We start from the raw sequence: 4655 nt of genomic DNA on the forward strand, positions 1-4655 counted from the left end.
CTGAGGATTTATAGGCATGTTAGCTGATCATAGGAGCCAACCTATAATTATCATTCTACTCACTTTAATTATGCTAAATAGAAAAAGTTAGCACATAAAAAAAGCCGGAATCAAAGATTGAATCCGGCCTTCAAAAAGGTTAGTGTAAAAGTCTCTCTATCGAGAAAGAGAAAGCAGGTCTGCTTGAATATTATAGCGGTCCATTAATTCTTTCGTGTACTTTTTCTTCCCGTAGGGTACTAACAAGAAAAATTTACCGTTTTTAATTTGAGCAATATTAGAGAAAAGCTTCCACTTGCTAACTACCGATTGTTCGTGCTCTTTATCACCCTCAACTACCTTAAAATAATCTTTACCTAACAAAGTTCTTGCGGTTAAATCAGGTATAATTTCTTCATTGGTGCCCTGCTGAATAAATTTACCAGGTTGTTCGTAGTCAGGGTGGTTCGCTTTGATTTGGTCATACCCCTTTTTTTCCAACATGGTGATGGCCTTTTCAATAAAATGACTTTGTTTCTCTTCGGTACTCATAAGTAACTTTAGTAATAAAAGATAGTTAAAAACTGCTCACAAAAAGAGTGCATAAACTCACATAAGAAAACAGTAGACTTAGCGATAGTAAACTAATTAACTAATTGTTTGTCTGATAAGTTCCCACTAGCTGACAATTCTTCTGCATAATTAACTAATTAGGCTAAATGCTTTTTTCATTGCTTTTGCGGTCGAGGCCACTGCTTTATCGTCGGGCATATCACGTAAGGCCTGATTAAATGGCTCAGCCCGAACCGGGCCGTCAAAACCAATAGTTACTAAGGTATTCAGAAAAGCCTGAGTATCAATTAGTCCGGTAGCCATAGGCAGTTCTCGCTGTCCGTCTATCTGCTCTACTGCAGTCCGACCAGCGTGAGCATCATTAAGGTCAGCCGCTACTATATCTTCATTGGAAAGCGTCAAAATGTCTTTTACATCTTCCTCCGCAGTAAACCAATGGAAGCTATCTAACACAACTCCTACATTTTTCTGCCCAATCTCTTCAATTAGTGCCTGCGTCTCTTCTAATGTATGAACAAAGGCATACTTCTTAGCATTACGTAAGGTGGTGGGGCCAACGTACTCCAATCCAAAGCGTAAATTATGATCGGCCAGTATCGTTGCAACTTCCCGCAAACGATCAGCATGTTGCCGAAAGTTTTTAAGGTAATTAAGCTCAGCGTGGGTAGGCATAACCCAGGTGCTTACCCGGGTAACATTGGCTTGCTGTAACCCCTTTGCCAAGGCTGGTAGTTTTTTTAACCCCTCGCGTAGTGTATTTTCATCTTTCCGAAACTCCACTGGGAGGCCAGCTACACCCCAAACAACTTTTTTTTGCTGCATTTCATCCAGCAAGTCGCTAACCTCGTCTTTCGTTAGTTTAGCTAGAAAATCAGGATAAGGTGTAACTGCTTCAAAGCCAAATTTTGTCGCATATTCAATAAGTTGATTTTGATCAACTTTTACGCCAATGGCGCCAGGATCAAGGCTCATTGTAAATTTCCGAGCCTTTGGCTGAGGTGAGGCGAGTGCTGAAGAAGTGAAAGAAGTTGATGCGAGAGTTGCTGCTGCTAAGGTAGATTGGTGTAAAAAATGACGTCGATTCATAGATTAGGTGTATTGTACATAACCGGAAAGGTAACAAATATTTCTGAAAGGGTAGTATAATATCTTGGTGCACAATGCGTAACAATCATAATATGAAGTTCAAAATTAACGAGATTGAAGATAATTAATAAACAATCTAATCATTCCCTAGCGAATAACTTTTCTATCATTATACTCATTCATACAAATACATTCACAAGAAAAATCCACGTCTAATAGGAACAATTAGTCATAGTTTAGTTTATTGTGAAATAAATTACTAAACTGATACTATGGGACTACTCATATTTTTTTTCGTACTATCTATTGCTTTTTCATTTCTGTGCTCGATACTGGAGGCCGTTATTCTGAGTGTGACCCCTTCTTACGTTAACCGTAAAGTGCAAGAAGGAGCCACTACTGGAGAGCTACTGAAGTCGTATCAACAAGATATTGACCGTCCGCTGTCGGCTATACTTACGTTAAATACTATTGCCCACACGGTAGGAGCAATTGGGGTGGGGGCACAGGCTGGTAAAATATTCGGTGATTCCGATGTTAGTCTTGGGTTTACCAGTGTTAATATGGAGTCTATTATTGCGGCGGTTATGACACTGGCTATTCTAATCCTTTCCGAGATTATACCTAAGACCATTGGCGCGAATAACTGGCGTACTTTAGCTCCCTTTACCGTGCGAGCACTACGAATTTTAATTTTATTACTAACGCCCTTTGTTTGGCTAAGTCAAGTAATTACCAAAGGATTGAAGAAAGAGAAAGGGCGCTCAGTGCTCAGCCGGGCGGACCTCACGGCTATGACTCAGGCTAGTGAAGAGAGTGGTGCCATTGACAAAGGTGAGTCCAAGATTATCAAAAACTTACTGAGACTACAGAAATTAGTTGCCCGCGATGTAATGACTCCTCGCGCGGTAATGGTTATGGCTGATGCAAACCAAACCCTTCAGGATTACTACCAGCAGTATAAACCAATGCAGTTTTCTCGTATTCCGATCTTTGAAGGAAGTCAGGATACTATTGTTGGAATGGCTTTAAAAGATGAGATATTGCGCGCACTGGCGGAAGACCAGCACGAAATGAAACTGAAGCAACTAAACCGTGAGATTCAGCACGTACGAGATTCTGAGATACTACCTAATTTATTAGATATGTTGGTAAATCAGCGAGAGCATATTGCCATTGTGAACGATGAGTACGGCACAATAGTGGGGCTAGTCACCATGGAAGATGTACTGGAAACATTACTCGGTTTAGAGATTATGGATGAAACTGATACGGTAGAAGATATGCAACGCCACGCTCGCCAGCAGTGGGAAAAACGCGCCAAAGAGCAAGGGTTAACTACGTAATAGAGATTAAACTCGAAATATGAGATATAAAAATTTGTTCTGGGATGAGAAAGATGAGGTAAAAAAACAGATTTGGGTATTGATCAAGTATAATGTTAGTAATTAGGGGCTAAAAATAATCATCTGCTATCAGCAGATTATTGACTATTAGCTGTATGATGACTTGCCGTAATGACTAGCCACTAAATCGATGCAACCCTTCATTCACTACTTTTTGCACTTCGTATTTCCGGCAGCTATTGCAGTTCTGTTTTTTAAAAAGAAGTGGAAGCAAGCGTATCTTTGGCTGTTGGCAACTATGTTGGTTGATTTAGATCATTTATTGGTTAATCCGGTTTTTCAGGCGAATCGCTGTAGTATTGGGTTTCACTACTTTCACACTTCCTATGCTGCAGTAGTTTATTTTGTGCTACTCTTCTTTCCATATCCAGTACGAATAATTGGAACAGGGCTTCTATTACATCTGCTGACTGACCTTATTGACTGCCTGTTTATGTATAGTCAGTGCCAGGAATGCCAAATAGAAGCCCCGGCTTACGAACTGTTAAAGGCAATAGCCGATTGGTTAGGAGTTTAGACCGAACTGATGACCACTGAGTTTTGTAAAGCTGTATTGATAAACTGATGAGAAAAATACGGACACCATTATCTCGTTGTTTTATAGAAAATCACCTTATAATCTACTATTAATCAAACCGAAACTCATATTGTCCCCAAACAGACCAACCCTACCCGGCTTCAAGAGTACGGAGTTGGTATTTTTAGTTTGGCCATCACAAAATCAGCATGGAAAAAAGTATTAAAGAAACAGTACGTTACAGTCGATGGTGTTACTGCTTCTACCGCTACCTACATCAATGGTAGTGAAACTATACGCTTATCAATTTCTGAAAAAGTTAATTCTCAGAAAAAACTGGTCCTACCCCTGAAAGTGCTGTTTGAAGACGAATACTTAGCAATAATTAGCAAACCAGCCGGTATTTTGGTGAGTGGCAATTGTTTTAAAACAGTAGCGAATGCTCTAAGTCAGAATATTAAGCTAAGCAGCTTGACGGATGTAACCACACCTAAGCCAGTACACCGGTTAGACTATGGAACTACTGGCGTTTTGCTAATAGGAAAAACCAGCAGTAGCATCCGAGCTTTGAACGAAATGTTTAAGTCTAAGACGATCGAAAAGACCTACTACGCGATTACGATTCGTGAAATGAGCAGAAGCGGAACGATTGTTACAGAAGTTGATGACAAAGAATCTCAATCAGACTATTTAGTAAAACAGTCGGTACCGTCCGAAAGGTTTATGAAGCTGAACCTTGTAGAGCTAAATCCGCAAACCGGAAGAAGGCATCAACTACGCAAACATCTGTCAGGCATTGGAAATCCTATTCTGGGCGATAGCGAGTACGGCGCAGAGGGCTTAATCTTGAAGGGGAAGGGATTGTATTTACACGCCTACTCACTAGAGTTTATCCATCCGTTCACTAATCAGCGTATTTTTGTCATTGATGAGTTGCCCCAGAAGTTCAGAAAAATATTTAGCCAAGCAGAGTAAAATAGGGTAGAAGCCATCAAAAAATTCAGTACCGTACACAAAAATAAAGTAGGGTGAGGTTGGATTTTCAGAAAAGAGAAAAGATCGGCAATTTTGTAGCGACTAAACATACATAATTA

The 4655-nt window shown here is 40.0% G+C and carries 5 protein-coding genes; 3 read left to right on the plus strand and 2 right to left on the minus strand.

All coding sequences use genetic code 11. The features are described from left to right. Positions 1-156: 156 nt before the first annotated feature. Both WBA23_RS20140 and WBA23_RS20145 read right to left on the minus strand, forming a co-directional pair. Positions 157-531, minus strand: coding sequence for a hypothetical protein (locus tag WBA23_RS20140; protein WP_424584077.1), 375 nt, complete (start codon positions 529-531; stop codon positions 157-159). A 150-nt stretch (positions 532-681) separates the two neighbouring features. After that, on the minus strand, positions 682-1638 hold the full coding sequence (locus WBA23_RS20145) for a sugar phosphate isomerase/epimerase family protein (protein WP_424584078.1): 957 nt from the start codon (positions 1636-1638) through the stop codon (positions 682-684). A gap of 272 nt (positions 1639-1910) precedes the next feature. Between WBA23_RS20145 and WBA23_RS20150 the strand changes: the two genes are divergently transcribed. From WBA23_RS20150 to WBA23_RS20160, 3 genes are all read left to right on the plus strand, one after another. Further along, on the plus strand, positions 1911-2984 hold the full coding sequence (locus WBA23_RS20150; protein WP_424584079.1) for a CNNM domain-containing protein: 1074 nt from the start codon (positions 1911-1913) through the stop codon (positions 2982-2984). Positions 2985-3174: 190 nt separating this feature from the next. Further along, positions 3175-3561 (plus strand): DUF6122 family protein, encoded by a 387-nt coding sequence (locus WBA23_RS20155; RefSeq protein ID WP_424584080.1) that lies wholly within the window; start codon positions 3175-3177, stop codon positions 3559-3561. A 189-nt stretch (positions 3562-3750) separates the two neighbouring features. Beyond that, positions 3751-4536, plus strand: a complete 786-nt coding sequence (locus tag WBA23_RS20160; RefSeq protein ID WP_424584081.1) for an RluA family pseudouridine synthase — start codon at positions 3751-3753, stop codon at positions 4534-4536. Positions 4537-4655: the final 119 nt, after the last annotated feature.

Source organism: Tunicatimonas sp., assembly GCF_049647865.1.
Lineage (GTDB): Bacteria > Bacteroidota > Bacteroidia > Cytophagales > Cyclobacteriaceae > Tunicatimonas.